Source organism: Vibrio sp. QJM3NY_35, from assembly GCF_057785915.1.
The window spans coordinates 60,727-83,574 of the sequence record NZ_CM173507.1; the positions used below are offsets into that span (position 1 = coordinate 60,727).

Genomic DNA, 22,848 nt, shown 5'->3' on the forward strand with positions numbered 1-22,848 from the left:
CGCTAATATGTATTGTTGAGGCAATCAGGTAAACTGGTTGCCTCTTTTGTTTTGAATACTACTGTCTGTTGGAGACGACCTTGCAACTACAACTGATTTGCGAAGATGCTACCCAAATCGATCATTTGAATGACTTAGCGACCCGCTGGAACTTATCTCATGATGAAAGCAGTGATTTTGCTTTGGTACTGACTAGTGAGCGACTTGAGTTACGTAAAGTCGATGAGCCTAAGCTTGGCGCTATCTTTGTTGATTTAGTGGGAGGCGCTGTTGGTCACCGACGTAAGTTTGGTGGTGGTAAAGGTCAGGCGATTGCCAAAGCAGCGGGTTTAAACAAAGGCGCAACGCCAACTATTCTTGATGGTACTGCAGGCTTAGGGCGCGATGCGTTTGTGTTGGCTTCTCTGGGTTGTAAGGTGCAAATGGTCGAGCGTCATCCAGTTGTGGCTGCACTGCTTGATGATGGCTTGCAGCGAGCGCAACAAGACCCAGACATCGGTGGTTGGGTCAGTGAACGTATGAAGCTGATTCACGCATCCAGTCACGATGCGTTGGATAAGCTCAGCAGCGATCCTGACTTCGAACAGCCAGACGTGGTGTACCTCGACCCAATGTACCCACACCCAGAGAACAAAAAGAAGTCGGCTTTGGTCAAAAAAGAGATGCGCGTATTCCAATCTTTGGTGGGTGCCGATCTGGATGCTGATGGTCTATTTGAGCCAGCGATGAAGTTGGCATCGAAGCGAGTTGTGGTTAAAAGACCGGATTACGCAGCTTGGTTAGACGAGCAAAAACCGAGCATGGCGATCGAAACCAAAAAGAACCGTTTTGACGTGTATGTGAAAGCATCAATGACTTAGCGGAAGCATCAATAACTTAGCTACACGCTAAGAAAATTTCCCGTCATAAATACGATAAATTGCCATTTAACACTTGCGATAGTCGCGTTACGGATGTATATCTAACTAAGAATCATTATTATTCTTAGCTGGAGTTGTAGCATGGCTAAACGCTTTTGTAAGTTAAACCGTCGAGATATCACTGAGCACTTGGGCGAGATCCACAGCTTAGTGACTGAACCTAAGTTCGTGTGTCGTTCTTGCGCGCGTTCTTCGGCGGATCAAGCGAATCTATGCAAACCCACCGCAATTCCACCTCTTGATTGTCAAAACAAACCCGTTGAAGAGAAAGTCGCATGCGGCCTGCTAGCGGAAACATTACCTGCACCAGAGTTATCGCTTGCGGAAATCAACGAGACAATTGAACCGAGCGTACAAATGTTCGATCCTGCCGCTGCTGATATTGCCCCTGAGCTTTCCAAAAAAGAAGCCGCGCAGAAGAAAGCCAAGGTGAAAAAACTGATGGCGAAGGCGAGCGGTGATGAGAAAGCGGAGCTCAAACAAGCGAAGAAAGCGGCTAAGAAACAAGAAAAGTACAACAAAAAGCTTGCGAAGATGATTAAGAAGCAGCAAAAGCTGTTTAAGAAAAGCCAGAAACTGGAAAGTGATCTTGAACGCATCAACCTACAACTTGATGATGTTGCTTTCACTGAAACCAAGACTCAGGTAATGAGCCACAATCACATCCATTGATGCTGATTCGAATGGTTTATCGCTACGGCGATGATTTAAAAAGAGCGACCTTAGGTCGCTCTTTTGCTTTTTTGGGTTATCTGAGCTAACTCATGCAGCTCATTTAAATCCCTTAGGCATTGCTTGCAGATCTTGCTACGCGCTTCTTTACCCACGTCTCATTGACGAATAGAGAGAACAAGATAACGGCGCCACCAATAGACAAGCGAACTAAATCGACATCTCTGTTCCAAATCAGGATATTCACCACCAGGCCAGCAGGAACCAAGGCATTGTTCATCACTGCCAGCGCGCCAGCATTCACCATGCATGCGCCTTTATTCCACATAAAGTAACCCAGCCCCGACGCAATCAAGCCAAGGTAGATCAGGATTCCCCATTGAAGTGTGGTGGTGGGCAGTTTCTCTGGGTTGCCTAGTAGCATGAAAGCCACTGACGCAACGCATAACGCTCCTAAGTAGAAGTAACCAAATACGGTTCGCTGAGGTAACTCGGTCGATTCCTTCTCCATCACAACCTTGTAGCCCACCTGACCGATAGCAAAGCACAGGTTCGCGCCTTGCACGACGAGGAAGCCAACTAAAAAGTTTTCGTTGATGCCTGCGAATTTAATGAATACTGCGCCCAATACCGCAATTGCCGCCGTCACTAGGTACCACGGAGAGAATTGCCCTTTGAGAAAGTCATAAATCAGCGTGACGTAAATTGGCGTGAAAACGGTAAACAAAAGAACTTCAGGAACGGATAGCAGTAAGAAAGACTGATAGTAGAAGCAGTACATCAGGCCAAGCTGGACACCACCAATTGCCATCAATTTAGCGATCAGCTTACGCGATACGCCGCGAAACTTTAGGAAAGGAAGAAATACGACGCCAGCAAGGGCAACACGCATTAAAACAGAGAACCAAGAATCAACCTGACCCGCAAGGTAAACGCCGATCAGGCTAAAAGAGAAGGCCCATAGGAGGGTAACACCAGCTAAATAGCTCATAGTAAAACTTCGTTAATAAGATATGAGCTGTATGTTACCTAACCTTAAATCATTAGTCTTCTGAATCTCTTAGAGGCACGACCAGCATATCAACCGGAGAGGCGTTGATCAGTTGGCGTGTTGAAGAGAGCAGCTTGCTCCAAAAGTCTTGATGGTGACCGCAAACCACGAGATCAACATTGAACTCGTTGATGGTGTCACACAGCTCATGACTCAAATCACCACTGCCTACTAGGGTATGGGTGATCGGGTATTGGGCATGCTCCGCAAAATTTTGCAGCTGAATACGAGACGCTTCCATCGCGTTGTGCTGGGTTTCGGCCATGTTGATATCAATCAGGCCGGTATACAGCTCTGCGTAGTTAATATCGATATGGATAAAAGAGACTTTGGCTTCCAATGGCTTAGCCAATGCTACCGCTTTATCCACAATTAATTTGCTGTCTTCTGATAAATCGACCGCGACCAAAATATGTTTGTAACTCATATCGCTACCTCCTTTATTCATTGTCTGATTTAAGATTAGCACTATGCGATGGCTTTTTTTGCTGAAGTGATCTCATATCCACTGTCTTGCGTAATGACAGCTCGAAATATTGGTTAACTAATGGCCTGCGAGATATTCATTAAATAGTGATATAGTAGAGAAAATTGAGGATGTAATTAGGAGTCTTAAATGCTGTCAAAAACTATGGTTGAGCAACTGAATGATCAAATTAACCTAGAATTTTTCTCATCCAATCTATACTTACAAATGAGTGCTTGGTGTGAAGACAAAGGATTTGAAGGTGCAGCAGAGTTTCTGCGTGGTCATGCAGTAGAAGAAATGGAACATATGCAGCGTCTTTTCACTTACGTAAGTGAAACAGGTGCAATGCCAATTCTAGGTGCGATTGAAGCGCCAAAACATGAATTTGATAGCCTTGGTGCAGTGTTCCGTGAAACTTATGAACATGAGCAGATGATTACTCAAAAGATCAACAAACTGGCTCACGTTGCTTTCAGCACACAAGACTACTCAACCTTTAACTTCCTGCAATGGTACGTTGCAGAGCAACACGAAGAAGAGAAGTTGTTTAAAGGTGTATTGGATAAGCTAGAGCTTGTTGGTGAAGACGGTAAAGCACTGTTCTTTATTGATAAAGACCTAGCGCAATTGGCAAAAGATGGTTCATCTTCAATTATGGAAGCTCCTGCCGTTTAGGTAGTACGAGAAAGACACTGATTATCTTTTTCTTTTGAGTTTTCTTATGAAGATGTAGGGAGGAAAGGATGATCAGCGGCGACACTATTCTATTTGCACTAATGGTTGTGACTTGCGTGAACTGGGCGCGTTATTTTACTGCGCTAAGAACGCTCATTTATATTATGCGAGAAGCGCATCCTCTACTTTATCAACAAGTAGACGGAGGCGGTTTTTTCACAACCCATGGCAATATGACCAAACAGGTTCGCCTGTTCAGTTACATCAAAAGTAAAGAATATCACCATCATCATGACGAAGTTTTTACTTCGAAGTGCGATCGTGTAAGACAGTTATTCATACTCTCTTCCGCTCTGCTAGGTGTAACCTTGCTGTCTTCTTTCATCGTCTAAGTTTTTAGTACGTGTGAAGTAGAGCTTAGGTTTTGGTGTGAAGCTTTGGTTGTTGGTTCGCTAAGCCAAGTAGTGGTTTTGCTGCTGTCTGCAAATTGTACAATTGAACATCAATTGCAAAGTTTAAAATTGCCGCTAAAATAGCGAGCAATTAGTAAGGATGTGCTGTTTATGCACATCCTTTTTTATTGATGGCATTTCGAGAACAGGGTGTACTCGGGCTGCAAAAGTGAAGAAAAGCAGAACCACATGAGTGAAAAATTTGATGTAATCGTAATTGGTGCGGGCGCCGCAGGCTTAATGTGTGCTGCGGAAGCTGGTAAACGCGGCCGACGAGTGCTGGTGGTTGATCATGCAAAGAAACCAGGCAGAAAAATTTTAATCTCAGGTGGCGGTCGTTGTAACTTCACTAACTATGATGTTTCAGCCAACAACTTCCTGTGTAACAACCCTCACTTCGTGAAGTCAGCTTTATCTCAATACACCAACTGGGATTTTATCTCGATGGTGAGCAAGTACGGTATTGAGTTCGAAGAGCGAGACCACGGCCAATTGTTCTGTGTAAATGACCACACTGCAAAAGACATCGTGAGCATGCTGCTTGACGAGTGTAAGCAGGCGAAAGTCGAACAACGCTACCGTTGTGATGTTCACTCCATCGAGAAAACAGAGGCTGGCTTCAAGATGCACCTCAATACCGACGAAGTTGAGTGTGACTCACTGGTTGTCGCGACAGGTGGTTTGTCGATGCCTAAGCTGGGCGCAACGCCATTTGGCTATAAGATTGCCGAGCAATTTGGTTTGTCTGTGATGCCAACTACCGCAGGCTTAGTGCCATTTACTCTGCATAAAGAAGATAAAGAAGCTTTCGCAGAGCTTTCGGGAATCGCAATTCCTGCCGAGATCACCGCGCAAGACGGAACCTTGTTCAAAGAAGCGTTGCTGTTTACTCACCGCGGCCTATCGGGTCCTTCAGTTCTGCAAATTTCTTCGTTCTGGAAAGCAGGTCAGTCGGTTTCGATTAATCTAGTACCTGAAGTCGATGTAGCTGAGCTGCTGGCTAACTCTCGCGAGAAGCACCCAAATCAGAGCCTGAAAAACACCTTGGCGAAAGCACTGCCGAAGCGTTTTGTGGAAGTCTTGATTGACCGTAAAGAGCTGGAAGACAAGCCGCTCAAGCAGTTCAATGAAAAACAGCTGAACGAGATCGTAGATCACCTAGAAAATTGGAAAATCGCGCCAAACGGCACTGAAGGCTACCGAACGGCCGAAGTAACTCTAGGCGGTGTGGACACCAATCACCTATCGTCAAAAACCATGGAATGTAAGAGCGTTTCTGGCCTCTACTTCATCGGTGAAGTAATGGACGTTACTGGCTGGCTTGGTGGTTATAACTTCCAATGGTGTTGGAGTTCTGGCTTTGCAGCAGGTCAGTGGGTTTAAGCTTTTAGCTTACTTACTAGATTTTAAATTATATAAAAATGGCGAGTCATACGACTCGCCATTTTTGTATCTAACATTGTGTTCTAGCTCTAGATTCGACTTTATCGATGGCTTTTCGTGCTCAATTGGATCTTTTAGCGCTTATTTACGAGCTTTGTTTTTTGAAAACTTGATCTGCTGAATCACTAAACCAGCAATGATCAGTACCAAGCCAAACAGTGTCGCTGGGTGAATCTCTTCGCCAATGATGGTCGAAAGTAGCATCAACGAGATAAACGGTGATGCAAAAATCAGATTGCTGATACGCGCTGTGTTGTTGGTCAGCTTCAGTGCTGATAGCCATAAGACAAAGGTAATGCCCATCTCAAATAGGCCGACGTAAGTCACGGCCATCCAACCTTTCGCTGTGATTTGGCTAAAGCTTTCGCCCTCAAAAAGGGTTAAACCGATCGCGAAGGGCAATGCTACTAAGAAACCAAGCAATACGCCAACCACAGGGTCAGCCTGGTTTTTGGTGTTGAGAATCCAATATCCCGCCCAAAGCAGAGTAGAAAGCAGCGCCAGTGCCACACCAAGTGGGCTATCGAACTGCATGCCTAACACATCGCCTTTAGTCGCAATAACCACCACACCTGCATAGCTGAAGGTACACGCCACCCAATCTTGTTTACGAATCTTCTGCCCCAGAAAAACCGCCGCCATTAAGGTTAGCGTGATAGCCCAGCTGTAGTTGATGGCTTGAGCTTGAGAGGCGGGCAGCAGGTCGTAGGCTTTGAATAGAATCAGGTAATAGGCCAATGGGTTAACCAAGCCGAGAAGCAGGTAATACCAAGGGTTTGAAAGGAACGTTGTACTCAGCTGAGAAAGCTTGCCTTGAAAAGCGCAGACTGCGATCAGTGCAATCGACGACACAATGCTAGCGATGGTCAGCATTTGAATAGGTGAAAACTCAGCAAGGGTCAGCTTAAAAGCAGTAGCGACCGTTGACCACAGCAGTACTGCGGAAAGGCCAAAGCCCAAGGCACGACGTTCATTCATGGCAACTCATTCTAATTTGATGGGACAGAATACGGAGCGCCTAGTCTATCTGTCGAATTTTAATTCGGCAAACTGGACATTTATCCAGTATCAAAATACCATTTAATGAGTTATTTCCAATTAGGCTAAATCATTATCATGCAATGGATTATCGAACATCAGGCAACGCTTATTGCTGCAATTTCTGGCGCGCTCGTCAGTGGCGGTGTGGTGGGTTGGTGGATTAAACAGAAGCTCTCTTTTCAGCAGCGATTGCTCGAGCAGCAGCTAGAGTCCGATCGTTTGTTGCATGAATCTCAGCAAGCCCAGCTCAAATCATCACTCGCAGAGGCGCAACAAGAACTCAATGAGTTAGATGATGACCGAGACAAAGCGGCATTCGAGCTCAAGCAGGCGCACGGTAAGGTGATGGCTGCGATGGAAAAGCTGCGCTACTTTGAGGCAGTGAAGCAAGAGCGCCAGCAATACGCCGATGAGATCAATGTACTTAAGGATCATAAGTCTGAATTAGAAGCCGAGCTGCGCGAGCAAGAAGCAAGGCATGACCAAGAAAACCTCGCCAATAGCGAAAAGCTACAGTTGCTAGAACAAGCCGAGTCTCGACTTAAGCAGCAGTTTGAATTGTTAGCGAACCAATTGTTTGAAACCAAAACCGCTAAGGTCGATCAGCAGAACAAGCAAAGCTTAGAAGGTTTGTTGTCTCCATTGAGAGAGCAGTTGGAAGGCTTCAAGAAACAAGTGAACGATAGCTTCAGCCAAGAGGCCAAAGAGCGTCACACCTTGGTACATGAACTTAAAAACCTGCAGCGTCTGAATGAGAGCATGACGCGTGAAGCGGTGAACCTGACTCAAGCGCTCAAGGGTGATAACAAACAACAAGGTAACTGGGGCGAAGTGGTATTGGCTCGCGTGCTTGCTGAATCAGGGCTGCGCGAAGGCCACGAATACCAAACGCAAGTGAACCTGCAAAACGATGCGGGCAAGCGTTATCAACCGGATGTGATTGTCCATTTGCCACAAGATAAACAAGTGGTGGTCGATTCTAAAATGGCGTTGGTGGCATTTGAACGCTACTTCAATGCCGAAACCGACCAGCAGCGAGATGCTGCATTGCGTGATCACTTGGTGTCATTGCGAGCGCACATCAAAGGCTTGAGCCAGAAAGATTATCATCAGCTCAAAGGCATACAGAGTCTGGATTACGTGTTGATGTTTATCCCGGTTGAGCCAGCATTTCAAGTGGCGATTCAGGCGGATCCTAGCTTGGTGAAAGATGCGATGGAGCAAAACATCATCTTGGTCAGCCCAACTACTTTGCTGGTGGCACTGCGTACCATTGATAACCTGTGGCGCAACGACAGACAGAACCAGAACGCACAAGTTATCGCGGAACGTGCGAGCAAGCTTTACGACAAGCTGCGCCTGTTTGTTGATGATATGGAAGGCCTTGGCAGCTCACTTGATAGAGCCAACCAAAGCTACCAAGGGGCGATGAATAAGCTAGTGACGGGGCGAGGCAACGTGATTCGTCAGGCGGAAAGCTTCAAACAATTGGGTGTTGAAGTGAAGAAACCGATCTCGATTGGTTTGGCTGAAATGGCGCAAAATGAGGCTTTTTCAGAAAATGCCTCCTTAGTAGAAAGACAACCTGCTGAGGATAAAGTAAACTAATCGGCCGCAGCGCCTCTAAATACAAAGAGCGCTGTCGATGAGAACTTACCATGGTAGATAACAGCATTATGGACACAAGCGTGCAGACAAATTCAGCAGTAGAGTCAGAAACCACACACTTTGGTTTCGAAACAGTCGCAAAAGACGAAAAAGTCGCGAAAGTAGCAGAGGTATTTCACTCTGTAGCCGCTAAATACGACATCATGAATGACTTAATGTCGGGTGGTGTTCACCGCTTGTGGAAGCGATTCACGATTGATTGCAGTGGCGTTCGCCCGGGTCAACGTATCCTAGATCTTGGTGGTGGTACTGGCGACCTGACTGCGAAATTCTCGCGTATCGTTGGTGAAAAAGGCCACGTGGTTCTTGCTGATATCAACAACTCAATGCTGAATGTTGGCCGCGATAAACTGCGTGATAGCGGTATTGTTGGCAACGTACATTACGTTCAAGCCAATGCTGAAGAGCTGCCTTTCCCTGACAACTACTTCGATTGCATTACCATTAGCTTCTGTCTGCGTAATGTTACCGACAAAGACCAAGCGCTGCGTTCAATGTACCGTGTGCTGAAGCCGGGTGGTCGTCTGTTGGTTCTTGAGTTTTCTAAGCCAGTACTTGAGCCACTATCAAAGGTTTACGATGCCTACTCTTTCCACCTGTTGCCAAAAATGGGTGAGCTGATTGCTAACGATGCAGACAGCTATCGTTACCTTGCAGAATCTATCCGCATGCACCCTAACCAAGAAACCTTGGAAGGCATGATGCAGGAAGCGGGTTTCGAGAATACTAAATACTTCAACCTAACGGGCGGCATTGTTGCGCTGCACCGCGGTTACAAGTTCTAGTCGAGCTTGGTAGCAGGCTCGCTGAGCGTGCTAAACAATAAGAATAAAGATAGAACGGATAGGTTAAGGCTTATCCGTTTTCAAAGGTAAGGACAGTCATGCCATTTGATCCATTGGTAACCGCGGTTATTGAAACCTCTTTAAATACTTTCGTGAACGATGATCCAGCTTTGGTTCGTCGTTTGTCTCGTTTAAAGGGGCAGATCATTCAAGTCAATTTGAAAGAGTTGAATAAAACACTCACTTTCGTTTTCAGCCAACAAATTGATGTGTTGTCAGAATACGAAGGGCAGCCTGACTGCTACCTATCTTTGAACCTATCGGTGTTACCTGAACTGCGTGAGCAATCGAACATCACCAAACTGATCAAGCAAGATAAGCTGATCTTAGAAGGTGATATTCAACTGGCTCAGAAGTTTGCTCAACTGATGACAGACTGCAAGCCTGACTTGGAAGAGTGGCTATCGCGTGTGACTGGAGATGTGGTTGCGCATACCTTGGTACAAGGCGTTAAAAACGTCGGTGGCTTTGTGGCAAAACAGGCGACTAAGCATCAAAACCATGTTGCTCAAGTTCTGACTGAAGAGTGGAAGATCGCACCTGCACCGTTAGAAGTCGCGCATTTTTGCGACCAAGTTGATGACGTAAAAAGCTCTGCTGCTCGTCTTGAAGCTAAGTTGAACGCTCTGTTGGAGAAAGCATGACCCCAACAGAACTGAAACGTCTTTATCATATTATCAAGGTACAGTTGGAATATGGCCTTGATGAGTTGATGCCAGAGCACCAATTGACCAAAGCCCCTTTGCTGGCGCGAAAGTCGCTGTTTTGGCTTAAGAACAAGCATCAAGATAAAGAGTTGGGTCATCGCTTACGTCTCGCACTGCAAGAGTTAGGGCCTGTTTGGATTAAGTTTGGTCAGATGATGTCAACGCGTCGCGACCTATTTCCTCCTCATATCGCTGATCAGCTAGCACTATTGCAAGACCAAGTGGCGCCATTTGATGGTCAATTGGCTAAGCGAGACATGGAAAAAGCGCTCGGTGGTAGCCTAGATAACTGGTTTACCGACTTTGATATCGAGCCATTGGCTTCTGCTTCTATCGCTCAGGTGCATGCCGCAAAGCTCAAAGAGAGTGGTCGCGAGATTGTTCTGAAGGTTATTCGCCCTGATATTCGCCCGGTGATTGATGCAGATCTAAAACTAATGCACCGAATGGCGCGTATAGTCGCTAAGTCGCTTCCTGAAGCACGTCGTTTGAAACCGGTTGAAGTCGTTCACGAGTACGAAAAAACGTTACTTGATGAACTAGACCTGCGCCGCGAGGCGGCGAATGCGATTCAACTACGACGTAATTTTGAAGGCAGTGAAGAGCTGTATGTCCCAGAGGTTATCCCTGATTTAAGCAGTGAAACCCTGATGGTGTCAGAGCGAATCTATGGTATTCAAGTATCCGATATTGAAACTCTGAACGCCAACGGCACTAACATGAAATTGCTGGCTGAACGTGGTGTGACGGTATTCTTTACTCAAGTGTTCCGCGACAGTTTTTTCCATGCAGACATGCACCCGGGCAACGTATTCGTTAACCCAGAGAATCCAGATAACCCTCAGTGGATTGGTTTGGATTGTGGCATTGTCGGCACGCTCAACAGCGAAGATAAGCGCTATTTAGCAGAGAACCTGCTGGCTTTCTTCAATCGAGATTATCGTAAAGTTGCCGAGCTTCACGTAGATTCAGGTTGGGTTCCACACGACACCAACGTTAACGATTTCGAATTCGCGATTCGCATGGTGTGTGAGCCGATTTTTGCAAAACCACTTGGCGAGATCTCATTTGGCCATGTGTTGCTAAACTTATTTAATACAGCAAGACGTTTCAACATGGAGGTTCAACCTCAGTTGGTGCTTCTGCAGAAGACCTTGTTGTATGTGGAAGGCCTAGGCCGCCAGTTGTATCCGCAACTTGATTTGTGGGCAACGGCGAAGCCTTTCCTTGAAACCTGGATGATGAATCAGGTGGGGCCACAAGCTGTGATCAACGCAGTAAAAGAGCGTGCGCCATTCTGGGCAGAAAAACTGCCAGAACTGCCAGAGCTACTTTATGACAGCTTGCGCCAAGGTAAAGCGATGAACCATAGAATGGATCAGCTTTATCAAGGTTATAGAGATAGTAAGCGTCAGCAAGCAACTGGAAAGTTTTTGTTTGGCGTTGGAGCCACTTTAGTCGTATGCTCCGCAATATTAGTTTCAAGCCCTTATGAGCAGCTATCTATGGGCTGTGGCATCGCAGGTGTCACATTTTGGCTGTTAAGTTGGCGAGCTTACCGTCGTTAGACAGTAGACTTCCTTAATATTTTTTATGTGTAGACAGACCCGAGGACAATGACAATGGGTGGTATCAGTATTTGGCAACTTCTAATCATTGCTGTAATTGTAATTTTGCTATTCGGAACGAAGAAGCTGCGCGGCATGGGCGGTGACTTAGGTTCAGCGGTTAAAGGCTTCAAAAAGGCAATGAGCGATGAAGACAAGCCTGCAGATAAGAAAGATGCAGACTTTGAACCAAAGAATATTGAACAGCAGAAGACAGAAGCTCACGCTGAAACAACTGCTGAAACAAAGAAAGACAAAGAGCAGGCGTAAATCGTGTTTGATATCGGTTTTTGGGAACTGGTATTAATATCTGTCGTTGGGTTGGTGGTTTTAGGGCCTGAGCGTTTACCTGTGGCAATTCGCAGTATTTCCAAGTTTGTTGGACAAGCGAAAAGCATGGCAAACAGTGTGAAAGATGAACTTTCTCATGAGCTTAAGGTGCAAGAGCTGCAAGAAAACCTGCGTAAGGCGGAAAAAATGGGTATGGAAGATTTATCTCCAGACCTTAAAGCGTCAGTCGATGAACTTAAGCAGGCCGCTGCTGAAGTTCAACGTCCGTATGCTAAGCCTGAGTCTGATAAGCCAAGTGAGACTAAACCTAGTGTCACGGAAACTGTGGAATCTGAAACCATTCAGGTCAACAGCGAAGCTTCAGCATCGTCAGATAAGAAAGCCGAATAGTCTCGCAAGGAGGAGTCGCCAGATACTTAGTAGCTAGATGTTTAAGCAAATAGCTATGTAAGATAGAAACACGTGCGGCTCCTTTTCGATCTTCCTGTTTAAGAGGTTTGACATGTCTTCGACTGAGCAGACACAACCTTTAATTAGCCATCTTCTAGAACTACGTAATCGCCTACTACGTGCGATTGTCGCGGTGCTAGTGATATTTGTCGGGCTAATTTATTTTGCTAATGATATTTATGAATTCGTATCAGCACCTTTGGTAGATCGTCTACCGGAAGGGGCGACGATGATCGCAACCGATGTTGCATCGCCATTTTTTACACCACTGAAATTAACCTTGATCGCGTCTATATTCCTCGCGGTTCCGTTTATTTTGTATCAGGTGTGGGCTTTTGTTGCTCCGGGTTTATACAAGCATGAAAAACGCTTGATCATGCCGCTATTGGCTTCAAGTTCATTGCTGTTTTACTGTGGTGTGGCGTTCGCTTACTTCATTGTATTCCCGTTGGTATTTGGCTTTTTTACGGCCATATCATTAGGGGGAGTAGAGTTCGCAACCGACATCTCAAGCTATCTTGATTTTGTACTCGCGCTGTTCTTTGCTTTTGGTATTGCCTTTGAAGTGCCCGTTGCGATTATCTTGCTATGTTGGACGGGTGCAACAACGCCTCAATCTCTGTCTGAAAAGCGTCCTTACATCGTCGTAGGTGCTTTCATCATCGGTATGATGCTGACACCACCCGATATGATCTCACAGACACTGTTGGCCATTCCAATGTGTATTCTGTTTGAGATTGGTCTGTTCTTCGCACGTTTTTATACGCGTAAGCCAGATGCGGATGAAGAGGAAGAAGCTGAATCTTAATTCGGAATGCTTCAGTAAGAATCACATAATAAAAAAGCGGCCTAGGGCTAATGCCGTTCACTTAAGAGTGAACGGCATTTTTGTTCTTAGCATACCGTTGTGGTCTAGGCTTAACTGTTCTAGGGAATGTTCTTTCCCTTCGCCCTTCAAGTATTAAGCTTTCAGCCATGTTGTGAAACCCCTTTAACTGACGAGGTATTGCTCCTGGTGTTGAGTAAGGTAAGCCTACAAGTAACGCTGATACATGAGCTAATGTGCCGTTAAAACTCAGTTGATAGGGAAGGTAATTTCCCTTTAAATTTAAGCAGAGCTCGACCATCTGATATCGGATTAAATTGTAAGTAAGCAAGATACCCCATAACTCCTGCTTGACCAGCTCTGGTAAACGACTTCGCAGCGTAAGACGGTTTCCAAGCATGTATTGTTTTTGCTCTCGGTAGCCTAGCTCTATTTCCCAACGATGTTCATAAAGGCCTGCAATATCTTTTGATGGGTAACGCAGGGAGTCCGTCATGGAGGTTAATACTTGGTAGTCTTTTCCTTTAATTTTACGAGTGACAAGTCGAGCGGTTATCGACTTTGGTAAATCAGGCCATAGCTTTCTAGCTCTTGGGTTACTGTGTAATTGAACAAGTTTGTCATTTCGCCCTAAAGATTGAACAATGTCATATTGTGTATTTTTCTTGAGGGGGATAAGCCAATGGCGCTCTGAGCCAGAGTCTTGCCATTTATGTAATAAACCTAAAGAATAGAACCCCTTATCGAACATTGTCACGCTATGGTTTGGTGTTGTTTCTACCAGTTTTTCAGCTAATACCATTTCGTTTGTATTGTAATTATCAAAGGCACTTGCCGTGATAATGTGACTGCTTAGTTCCATTTGGCAGACCATTCTCACTTGCGGATATTGTGTCCCTTTTTGTCGAGAAAATGCATTTTCATTTTGCGGGTTATCGGGCGTTCGCCAAACAACTCCATCGACGCCAAGCAGCGTTAATCCATTCCACTGAGGTAACTTTGCACTTTTTAACCATGAAGTTGTCATTCGCTCAAAGACCGCTTTAATTGCGTCTTCACCCAACGTCTTTCGACGTTGAGTCAACGCGCTCGGTGCGACAAAAGCTTTACCCGTACGGTCGACAATATCAAGCTGATTAACTAAGTCTTTCATGGATTTATTGTTGTAGATAGCCATTCCAACAAGTAACCAAACCATGGATTCTAGAGTTAATTTCCTCTTTCTCATCGTGACAGTATCAGTAAGAGAATAAGCTTCGTCGATGAGGTCAATTGGAAGCAAGTCAGACAAAGTTTCAACGTTGCTAGGTTTCCAATCATTAATTATGTTTAGAGCTTGAGAAACATCCATAAAAAAATCCAAGTGCATTAAATACACTTGGATTTTGACAGCTCTGAAGGATCGTTCAACCGATCACTTTGGCTCTAACTGATCGGCATTACGGCCTAGGGCCGCTTTTTTATTATGTCTGTTTATCGAATCTTTAACTGATAGCCACAGTTCTGACATATATAGAGCTCTTTGATGCCCAAAATTTTATGCCATAGAGTTCGATGTTGACGTTGTAAGTGTTGTGAATGGTCACACATAATCAACTACCTCCATATGCAGGTGGTTGATACTATACATATCACTTAGCTTTCTAAAATAAATTCAGGGCAAATCCGTAATAATTACTTATTAATAGATTTATCATAAATTAAACAATGATTTAGCATTGGTATTGGTTATGTTTTCGACTTCTTCAAGGGTAATTCCGCGCAATTCGGCGATGCGTTTTGCCACCAATTCTGTATAGGCTGGCTCATTGCGTTTACCGCGATTCGGTGTTGGTGCCAAGTATGGGCAATCTGTCTCTAGAATGACGTAATCCATATCAAGATGTGGGATTACCTTGTCCATCCCTGAGTTCTTAAAGGTCGAAACACCGCCTAAACCTAAGTGAAAACCTAACGCATTGATTGCTTGAGCTTCCTCTAAGCTGCTACCAAAACAGTGGAACACTCCGCGTAAGCTGCCATCTTGTTCTGTTCGAAGTAGGGCAAGTGTCTCTTCAATAGAATCACGAGTGTGGATCACCACAGGTAGATCGAGCTCTTTTGCCCACTGCAGTTGGGTCACGAAGGCCATCTCTTGTTCAGCCTTGAAGGTTTTATCCCAGTACAAGTCGATACCAATCTCACCCACGGCGATAAAGTCATGCTTATCAAACCAAGCTCGAATGGTTTTCAGGGTTTGCTCGATATTCGCATCCACATAACAAGGGTGTAAGCCCATCATTGAACGGCACACATCAGGAAACTGAGCTTCCGTCGCTAACATTGGCTCGATAGATTCTAAATCGATGTTCGGTAATAGAATGGTATCAATACCTTGAGCTTTTGCGCGATGCACCACTTGTTCACGGTCTTCATCGAATTCGCTAGCGTAAATATGAGCATGGGTGTCGATCATTGTTTTGTCCTGAAAGCGGTCTTTACTGAATTGTCATGAGTATACGGCAGTGTGAGGAGAAGGTCATTTTTTGCCATTTCTCCCTGTTTTTGAGTGGGTTTTATATTTTACTGCTAGCGTCCTGAGCCATCAGTGATATGCTTTTGCCTGTATTTAGCACTTTTCATATCTAAGTATTTCGGTACTTAGACTAGGCAAGGAGAATCTAGTGTCTGTTTCAATTCAAGGTCAATTCCCAGGTCGCCGTATGCGCCGTATGCGTAAGCACGACTTTAGCCGTCGCCTAATGGCAGAAAATCAATTGTCTGTGGATGATCTAATCTACCCAATGTTTATCCTAATGGGTAAAGACCGCCGCGAGCCTGTCGAGTCAATGCCAGGTGTTGAACGCTTGTCGATCGATTACATGCTCGAGGAAGCAGATTACCTGTCAAAACTGGGTGTTCCTGCGATTGCTCTATTTCCAGTCGTGAACCAAGACGCTAAAAGTTTATGCGCAGCTGAAGCTCATAACTCAGAAGGTTTGGTGCAGCGCGCTGTACGTTTACTAAAAGAGCATGTGCCAAACATTGGCGTTATTACTGACGTAGCACTAGACCCGTTCACCACTCACGGCCAAGACGGCATCATCGATGAAGATGGTTACGTGATGAATGACGAGACGACTGAAGTGTTGATCAAGCAAGCATTATCACACGCTGAAGCAGGTGCTGACGTGGTTGCACCGTCAGATATGATGGATGGTCGCATTGGTAAGATCCGTGAAGCGTTAGAAGAAGCAGGTCATATTCATACCCAAATCATGGCTTACTCGGCGAAATATGCATCGTGCTACTACGGTCCATTCCGTGATGCCGTCGGCAGTGCTTCGAACCTGAAAGGTGGTAACAAGAAGAACTACCAAATGGATCCTGCGAACAGTGATGAAGCGATTCACGAAGTTGCGATGGATCTTAATGAAGGTGCCGACATGGTGATGGTTAAGCCTGGCATGCCTTACCTAGATATCGTGCGCCGTGTGAAGCATGAACTTCAAGCGCCGACATTTGCCTACCAAGTGTCTGGTGAGTATGCGATGCACAAAGCAGCGATCCAAAACGGTTGGCTTAAAGAGCGTGAAACCGTCATGGAATCACTGCTGTGCTTTAAGCGCGCTGGTGCTGATGGCATTCTTACTTACTTCGCTAAAGATGTGGCTGAATGGCTTGCAGAAGACAATGCACAAGCCGCAGAGCACTTAAAAGAAAAGTAATCGGTAGAGTTCACTTAAGTGATCAGTAAAGGGTTGGCCATTGTGCCAGCCCTTTCGTTTATAAGGATGAATAAGATGTCAGTTGTCGTACGTGAAGGTTCTTTAGAAGAAGTGGTGTCTGTGGTTGAGCAGATCTCTGAGTTCGCTAAAAAAGAGAGTGTCGCTTCTCTATCAGAGCGACTGGCAGGGAAAAAGAACCTTATCTTAGTGGCTGAAGAAGCTGGCGTGTTGCTTGGCTTTAAGATCGGCTATGAATTGGAGCAAGATACTTTTTACAGCTGGTTTGGTGGCGTGTCACCGCTCGCGAGGAATAAAGGCGTTGCACAGGTGCAATTAGACGCTCAAGAACAGTGGGTTAAAGAGCAGGGTTACAAGCAGTTAAAGGTTAAGTCTCGTAACCAGTTCCCTGCAATGTTGCGCCTGTTATTGAGAAACGGTTACCTAATCGAAAAATTTGAAGAAAAAGAAGACATTAATGACCATAGAATCCATTTTTTGAAGCAAATTTAAGCACTGTTGTTAACGGCTCATAAATTAAATGAGATTTATTATCATTTAAGTGTTGACTATTAAATGAGAATCATTATTATTAACTTCGTCTTAGGGAATGAGGAAATGTTCACAAGGATGTTAAGTACTCAAGTATCTACTTGGTTACCCAACAGAATTCTCGCGAACTTGTACTAAGTTCTTTTTGACACGACATTGCTCACATTGCTTCCAGTGTAATTTATAGCTTTTAGGTAAAGCTGTGGTATTCAATTTGAATGGCTTTACCGGTTTTTGCTAGGCGACATCTTCGGGTGTCGCTTTTTTTATACCTACCATTTCAACAAGATGCATATTTAGTGGCACGTATTTTTATGAATAAAACGCCATCAGCATTCTTTTCCACAACGCAAGATCGAGAAAAGATCGTTGATCATCTGTTCGATCTGTAAAATTATTCTTTATTTTCAATTATTTATTGGTGTTTTCTGAGTTGTTCACCTTAGTTCTCTACAGGGTGGATAAATAATATAAACAGAGTTATCCACAGAACGCTTGCGTCTAAGAACAAAAAATAACAACAAATCGATTATAACGAACACAACCGAGTGAACGGATACAGATCGACAACGTGGAATCCAACCAACAGACGTGGCATTCTTAACAGATAATTTCTGTACTTACTGGATACACAAACATTATGGCTCGTATTCCTGATAATCCATTGATTCTGATCGATGGCTCTTCTTACCTATATCGCGCGTTCCATGCTTACCCTGGCACAATGAGCAATGGTGATATCCCAACTAACGCTGTTTACGGTGTAGTTAACATGCTGCGCAGCATGATGCGTCAATTTGCTTCTGATCGTATTGCGGTAATTTTTGATGCGAAAGGAAAGACGTTCCGTGATGACATGTACCCAGAGTACAAGGCAAATCGTCCACCTATGCCTGATGATCTTCGTTGCCAGATTGAGCCTTTGCACAATGTGATTCGTGCAATGGGTTTGCCACTTATCTCTATTCCCGGCGTTGAAGCGGATGACGTGATCGGTACGCTTGCTTCTCAAGCTTCTGCGATGGGTATGCCTGTGCTTATTAGTACTGGCGATAAAGATATGGCCCAGCTTGTCGATGACAACGTTACTCTGATCAACACCATGACCAACGTGGTAATGGATCGTGAAGGCGTGATTGAGAAATTTGGCATTCCGCCAGAGTTGATTATCGACTACCTTGCGCTGATGGGCGATAAAGTCGATAACATCCCAGGTGTTCCGGGTGTCGGTGACAAGACAGCGACTGCTCTGCTGCAAGGCATTGGTAGCATCGAAAAGCTGTATCAAAACCTGGATGATATTGCCGCTCTTGGCTTCCGTGGTTCAAAAACCATGGCTAAGAAGCTGATTGATAATAAAGACAACGCTGAGATGTCTTACGAGCTTGCAACGATTAAACTGGACGTCGAGTTAGAAGAGACACCGGAGTCGCTTGTAAAAGCACAACCAAACACGGATGAGCTGATTAAACTATACGGTCAACTGGTCTTCAAGTCTTGGTTGAACGAGCTACTTGAAGGTGGCAATGGTGTGGTTGAGGCGGATGAAAAGTCGGGCGCAGTGCGTAGCAATACGGCATCAACCACTTCTACCGTAGAAATGAACACCTCTGCCGTGACGATTGATCGCAGCAACTACGAAACTATCCTCGATGAAGCGTCATTCAATGTTTGGCTAGAGAAACTGAAAGCGGCTGAAGTGTTTGCTTTCGATACTGAGACAGACAACCTAGATTACATGGTGGCGAACCTCGTTGGCCTGTCATTCGCGACTGAAGAAGGCGTTGCCGCTTACGTGCCGGTTGCTCATGATTACCTAGATGCACCGCAGCAGTTGGATCGTGATTGGGTACTTGAACAGCTTAAGCCGATTCTTGAAGATGATGCACAAGCGAAAGTAGGTCAGAACCTGAAGTACGATATGAGTGTGCTAGCGCGCTACGGTATCGAGATGAAAGGCATCAAACACGACACCATGTTGGCGTCTTACGTTTTCAATAGCGTAGGTGGCAAGCATGATATGGACAGCCTAGCGCTGCGTTTCCTTCAGCACAGCTGCATCTCATTTGAGCAAATCGCAGGTAAAGGTAAGAAACAGCTTACTTTCAACCAGATTGAGCTGGGTGAAGCGTCTCCATACGCAGCAGAAGATGCTGACGTGACACTACGTCTTCATAACCGTTTGATGGAAAACATTGAACAAGATGAAAAGCTAAAAGCCATCTATGAAGAAATCGAAGTACCACTGATCCCTGTAATGTCTCGCATTGAACGTACTGGCGTATTCATCGATGACATGCTGCTAGGCGCTCAATCGCAAGAGATTGCGGTTCGTCTGGATGAGTTAGAGCAGAAAGCTTACGAGATTGCAGAGCAAGAGTTCAACATGAACTCGCCAAAACAGCTGCAAGCGATCCTGTTTGAGAAAATGGGTCTGCCAGTTATCAAGAAAACGCCATCAGGTGCGCCTTCAACCAATGAAGAAGTGCTGCAAGAGTTGGCTCTTGATTACCCGCTACCTAAGCTGATCATTGAGTATCGTGGCCTTGCGAAACTAAAGTCGACCTACACAGATAAACTACCGAAGATGATCAACGCTGAAACGGGTCGTGTTCATACGTCTTATCACCAAGCGGTGACAGCAACCGGTCGTTTGTCTTCAACAGATCCAAACCTACAGAACATCCCAATTCGTAATGAAGAAGGCCGTCGTATCCGCCAAGCATTTGTTGCACAACATGGCTGGAAGATTCTAGCGGTCGATTACTCTCAAATTGAATTGCGTATCATGGCGCACCTTTCGGGTGATAAAGCGCTTCTGGAAGCATTCCAACAAGGCAAAGATATCCACGCGGCAACGGCGGCTGAGATCATTGGTGTTGATATTGAGAGTGTGACCACTGAACAACGTCGTCGTGCTAAAGCCGTTAACTTCGGTCTTATCTACGGTATGAGTGCCTTTGGCTTGGCTAAGCAACTGGGTATTCCTCGTGGTGAAGCACAACACTACATGGATACTTACTTCGAGCGTTACCCTGGCGTAATGCAGTATATGGAAGACACGCGCAGTGCAGCTTCAGAGCAAGGCTTCGTTGAAACCATTTACGGTCGTCGTCTGCACCTTCCTGAGATTCAATCTCGTAATGGCATGCGTCGTAAGGCTGCTGAACGCGCGGCGATCAACGCGCCAATGCAAGGCACAGCGGCTGACATCATTAAGAAAGCGATGTTGTTGGTGGATGAGTGGATTCAAGCGGAAGGCGATGGTCGTGTGAAACTGCTTATGCAGGTACACGATGAATTGGTGTTTGAAGTGGAAGAGTCATCTTTAGCCGAAATTGAAAGTAAAGTACAAGAATTGATGGAATCCGCTGCAGAACTAGAAGTGCCGCTTGTCGCGGAAGCTGGCCACGGTGACAACTGGGATCAAGCCCACTAATCAGTTTTTGACCTTAATAAGCAAATTAGTATGAGCCAGTGCACAAACACTGGCTTTTTTTTGTCTCAAATAAAGTTAAGTCGCAATAAGAATTTAGGTGTTTTAATAGAACATTCATGAAAAAAAACTACAAAAGTTGTTTTCATTTCTGAGCAATTGTTGTACATTAAATCTCGTAGGGTACAGAGGTAAGATGTTCTATCTTTCAGACCTTTTGTTTCACGTTATTGGATTAGGCTGATTCAGCCGCCCCAGTCAGTATTTGACTGGGGCGTTTTTTCTTGTGCGAAAGAAAAATATTTCCAACCTACCATTCCCCCGTAAAACCTCTCATTTTTAGCGCCTTTTATTACACTTTCTCAAGCACAGTGATAAACCCCTGATTTGCCTTAGATCTGGAATTCGATCAGCGTTTGGTAATTTAAATCCGTCTCTAAGTCGATTGTTTTATCACTTGAAATAACTTTTATTTTACAAGTTATCGATAAAGGATTGATGACTCACGCCTTATTTATCAGTGTATTGAGTCGGTGAATGCTCAATGTAATCCATGATTTTCTGTTGTTTCTCGGTGCTATATTTCAGTGCTTCGGCGGTGATCTGGATGGATTGCGCCATCGAAGAGATATTGTTGGTCGCTTTTACCAAGGTTTGCTGCATGGGTTTCAGGATAAGCAGATAGATAGCGGTCAAAGCGATAATAATCACACCGATAACGGCCGCCAGCGCAATGATGATCTTGGTCTGAATGTCATCCAACAGCACTTGGCTGGTTTGTTTAAAGGCGAGTCGAGATTGGTCTAAGGCCTGTGGCAGTTGATTGAGGGATGTCTTGGTGGAGCTCGCAAGCTTATTGATGCTTTCAATGGTTTGATTGAGGGCTTGTTGCTGGTCGTCGCTTAGATTGGGGTTGTTGACTATCGCCTGCAAAGATTGCGATATCACCTCAAGAGACTCACTCGCATCTTGGGCGTACTTTTCCATGCCATCTAGGTCTAATGTCATATCGACATTGATCAGTGGGGCTTGTTCTTGTTCTGCTTCAGAGGCAAACCCTGTCAGTGAGACCAACATAAGTGCAATGATGGCCAATGGTGTTTTCCACATGAGTATTCCTTTCTCATTGTTCTGATTATTTAGATGTGTCTTTTAGTATGGTTCACTTCTATTGGTTTTAGTGGCTAAATCCGATCTTTAACACTAAAAACTTAGGCTTAACTCACTAATTTTTGGGCAAAAAAATACCCCACCTATATAAGGAGGGGCATTGATAAGGCTAAATCACCTGTTGTAAGTGCTCTAACCTATAGCGATAAGTAGAGGAATTACTCTGAGTCGTTATGCTCTTCGTCCGCTAACTCATCAAGGATTTGATCAGCAAACGCTGGAGCAAACCACTCATCCATCTTGGCACGCAGTTGGTCAACGCCGATGCCCTTCATAGAAGAGAAGACATCAACCGCAACATCACCACCGAAAGATTTTGCATCGTTACGGATTTTCAGTAGCTGTGCTTTACGCGCACCACTTTTCAGTTTGTCTGCTTTTGTTAACAAAACCTGCACTGGGATACGGCTATCGATAGCCCAGTAGATCATTTGTTGGTCAAGGTCTTTCATTGGGTGACGGATATCCATCAATACCACTAAACCTTTCAGGCTTTCACGTCGTTGTAGGTATTCACCTAGCGACTTCTGCCATTTTTTCTTCATCTCAAGTGGTACTTGAGCAAAGCCATATCCAGGTAAATCGACGATATGACAACCGTCCGTTACCTTAAATAGGTTGATTAGCTGAGTTCGACCGGGTGTTTTACTGGTTTTCGCCAAGCTTTTTTGGTTTGTAACGCGATTTAGCGCGCTAGATTTACCAGCATTGGAGCGTCCTGCAAACGCAATTTCGATCCCTTCGTCTTCTGGTAAATGACGAATATCAGGTGCACTGGTAATGAAATGCGTGTTTTGATAATGAATTTTTACGCTCACTGTTAACTCCATCTCGACTTTGTGTAGTCGATTGATTACTTTTTTGTGAAT

23 protein-coding genes are annotated in these 22,848 nt (G+C 44.9%); 16 read left to right on the top strand and 7 right to left on the bottom strand.

All coding sequences use genetic code 11. The features are described 5' to 3' along the window. Positions 1-80: 80 nt before the first annotated feature. Together AC3CH3_RS00270 and AC3CH3_RS00275 are read left to right on the top strand one after the other, a co-directional pair. Entirely contained in the window at positions 81-860 is a 780-nt protein-coding gene (locus AC3CH3_RS00270; RefSeq protein ID WP_488537463.1) for a class I SAM-dependent methyltransferase, read from the top strand. 141 nt (positions 861-1,001) lie between these two features. After that, positions 1,002-1,592, top strand: a complete 591-nt coding sequence (locus AC3CH3_RS00275; RefSeq protein WP_488537464.1) for a hypothetical protein — start codon at positions 1,002-1,004, stop codon at positions 1,590-1,592. Between the two features lie 112 nt (positions 1,593-1,704). On the opposite strand, the gene AC3CH3_RS00280 is transcribed toward AC3CH3_RS00275, so the two are convergent. Together AC3CH3_RS00280 and uspA are read right to left on the bottom strand one after the other, a co-directional pair. Beyond that, a complete protein-coding gene (locus AC3CH3_RS00280; protein WP_019826545.1) occupies positions 1,705-2,583 on the bottom strand; it encodes a carboxylate/amino acid/amine transporter in 879 nt (292 codons plus the stop codon). 52 nt (positions 2,584-2,635) lie between these two features. After that, positions 2,636-3,070 (bottom strand): universal stress protein UspA, encoded by a 435-nt coding sequence (gene uspA / locus AC3CH3_RS00285; RefSeq protein WP_017060149.1) that lies wholly within the window; start codon positions 3,068-3,070, stop codon positions 2,636-2,638. A gap of 189 nt (positions 3,071-3,259) precedes the next feature. On the opposite strand from uspA, the gene ftnA reads away from it, so the two are divergent. The 3 genes from ftnA (at position 3,260) to AC3CH3_RS00300 (ending at position 5,622) form a co-directional block, all read left to right on the top strand. Then, complete coding sequence (gene ftnA, locus AC3CH3_RS00290; protein ID WP_488537465.1) at positions 3,260-3,787, top strand: non-heme ferritin; 528 nt, start codon at positions 3,260-3,262, stop codon at positions 3,785-3,787. Between the two features lie 68 nt (positions 3,788-3,855). Next, the gene (uspB, locus tag AC3CH3_RS00295) at positions 3,856-4,179 is read left to right on the top strand and encodes a universal stress protein UspB (protein ID WP_009848060.1); all 324 of its coding nucleotides are present in this window, start codon (positions 3,856-3,858) and stop codon (positions 4,177-4,179) included. A 249-nt stretch (positions 4,180-4,428) separates the two neighbouring features. Beyond that, positions 4,429-5,622, top strand: coding sequence for a BaiN/RdsA family NAD(P)/FAD-dependent oxidoreductase (locus AC3CH3_RS00300; protein WP_488537466.1), 1,194 nt, complete (start codon positions 4,429-4,431; stop codon positions 5,620-5,622). 141 nt (positions 5,623-5,763) lie between these two features. Here the strand turns inward: AC3CH3_RS00300 and AC3CH3_RS00305 are convergent, their stop codons facing one another. After that, positions 5,764-6,660 (bottom strand): DMT family transporter, encoded by an 897-nt coding sequence (locus tag AC3CH3_RS00305; RefSeq protein ID WP_488537467.1) that lies wholly within the window; start codon positions 6,658-6,660, stop codon positions 5,764-5,766. A gap of 138 nt (positions 6,661-6,798) precedes the next feature. Here AC3CH3_RS00305 and rmuC point away from each other — a divergent pair, with 138 nt between their 5' ends. From rmuC to tatC, 7 genes are all read left to right on the top strand, one after another. After that, entirely contained in the window at positions 6,799-8,331 is a 1,533-nt protein-coding gene (gene rmuC / locus AC3CH3_RS00310; protein WP_048612430.1) for a DNA recombination protein RmuC, read from the top strand. A 65-nt stretch (positions 8,332-8,396) separates the two neighbouring features. Further along, positions 8,397-9,176, top strand: coding sequence for a bifunctional demethylmenaquinone methyltransferase/2-methoxy-6-polyprenyl-1,4-benzoquinol methylase UbiE (gene ubiE, locus AC3CH3_RS00315; RefSeq protein ID WP_026012235.1), 780 nt, complete (start codon positions 8,397-8,399; stop codon positions 9,174-9,176). A gap of 98 nt (positions 9,177-9,274) precedes the next feature. Then, a complete protein-coding gene (locus tag AC3CH3_RS00320; protein ID WP_017063051.1) occupies positions 9,275-9,880 on the top strand; it encodes a ubiquinone biosynthesis accessory factor UbiJ in 606 nt (201 codons plus the stop codon). After that, on the top strand, positions 9,877-11,511 hold the full coding sequence (gene ubiB, locus AC3CH3_RS00325; protein WP_488537468.1) for a ubiquinone biosynthesis regulatory protein kinase UbiB: 1,635 nt from the start codon (positions 9,877-9,879) through the stop codon (positions 11,509-11,511). The genes AC3CH3_RS00320 and ubiB overlap by 4 nt, the downstream gene beginning before the upstream one ends. 54 nt (positions 11,512-11,565) lie before the next feature. Further along, positions 11,566-11,820, top strand: a complete 255-nt coding sequence (tatA, locus tag AC3CH3_RS00330) for a Sec-independent protein translocase subunit TatA (RefSeq protein WP_017060154.1) — start codon at positions 11,566-11,568, stop codon at positions 11,818-11,820. 3 nt (positions 11,821-11,823) lie between these two features. Further along, entirely contained in the window at positions 11,824-12,231 is a 408-nt protein-coding gene (gene tatB, locus AC3CH3_RS00335; RefSeq protein WP_019826529.1) for a Sec-independent protein translocase protein TatB, read from the top strand. Between the two features lie 112 nt (positions 12,232-12,343). Further along, positions 12,344-13,099 (top strand): twin-arginine translocase subunit TatC, encoded by a 756-nt coding sequence (gene tatC / locus AC3CH3_RS00340; protein WP_017060156.1) that lies wholly within the window; start codon positions 12,344-12,346, stop codon positions 13,097-13,099. Positions 13,100-13,160: 61 nt separating this feature from the next. Here the strand turns inward: tatC and AC3CH3_RS00345 are convergent, their stop codons facing one another. Together AC3CH3_RS00345 and AC3CH3_RS00350 are read right to left on the bottom strand one after the other, a co-directional pair. Continuing rightward, positions 13,161-14,468 carry an IS4 family transposase gene (locus AC3CH3_RS00345; protein ID WP_488537011.1) on the bottom strand — a complete coding sequence of 436 codons (1,308 nt, stop codon included), beginning with the start codon at positions 14,466-14,468 and terminating at the stop codon, positions 13,161-13,163. A 342-nt stretch (positions 14,469-14,810) separates the two neighbouring features. Continuing rightward, the gene (locus tag AC3CH3_RS00350) at positions 14,811-15,572 is read right to left on the bottom strand and encodes a TatD family hydrolase (RefSeq protein ID WP_019826526.1); all 762 of its coding nucleotides are present in this window, start codon (positions 15,570-15,572) and stop codon (positions 14,811-14,813) included. 208 nt (positions 15,573-15,780) lie between these two features. Between AC3CH3_RS00350 and hemB the strand changes: the two genes are divergently transcribed. The 4 genes from hemB to spfP all read left to right on the top strand — a co-directional run bounded on the left by hemB (position 15,781) and on the right by spfP (position 21,053). After that, complete coding sequence (gene hemB, locus AC3CH3_RS00355) at positions 15,781-16,824, top strand: porphobilinogen synthase (RefSeq protein WP_017060158.1); 1,044 nt, start codon at positions 15,781-15,783, stop codon at positions 16,822-16,824. A 75-nt stretch (positions 16,825-16,899) separates the two neighbouring features. After that, positions 16,900-17,334 carry a GNAT family N-acetyltransferase gene (locus tag AC3CH3_RS00360; protein WP_488537469.1) on the top strand — a complete coding sequence of 145 codons (435 nt, stop codon included), beginning with the start codon at positions 16,900-16,902 and terminating at the stop codon, positions 17,332-17,334. Between the two features lie 679 nt (positions 17,335-18,013). Then, a complete protein-coding gene (gene polA / locus AC3CH3_RS00365; RefSeq protein ID WP_488537470.1) occupies positions 18,014-20,812 on the top strand; it encodes a DNA polymerase I in 2,799 nt (932 codons plus the stop codon). A gap of 193 nt (positions 20,813-21,005) precedes the next feature. Further along, entirely contained in the window at positions 21,006-21,053 is a 48-nt protein-coding gene (gene spfP, locus AC3CH3_RS00370) for a small protein SpfP (RefSeq protein ID WP_438356636.1), read from the top strand. Between the two features lie 266 nt (positions 21,054-21,319). Here spfP and AC3CH3_RS00375 read toward each other — a convergent pair whose 3' ends face one another. Next, positions 21,320-21,919, bottom strand: a complete 600-nt coding sequence (locus AC3CH3_RS00375; protein WP_488537471.1) for a GTP-binding protein — start codon at positions 21,917-21,919, stop codon at positions 21,320-21,322. A gap of 218 nt (positions 21,920-22,137) precedes the next feature. After that, on the bottom strand, positions 22,138-22,797 hold the full coding sequence (gene yihA, locus AC3CH3_RS00380; protein WP_019826517.1) for a ribosome biogenesis GTP-binding protein YihA/YsxC: 660 nt from the start codon (positions 22,795-22,797) through the stop codon (positions 22,138-22,140). Between the last annotated feature and the right edge of the window lie 51 nt (positions 22,798-22,848).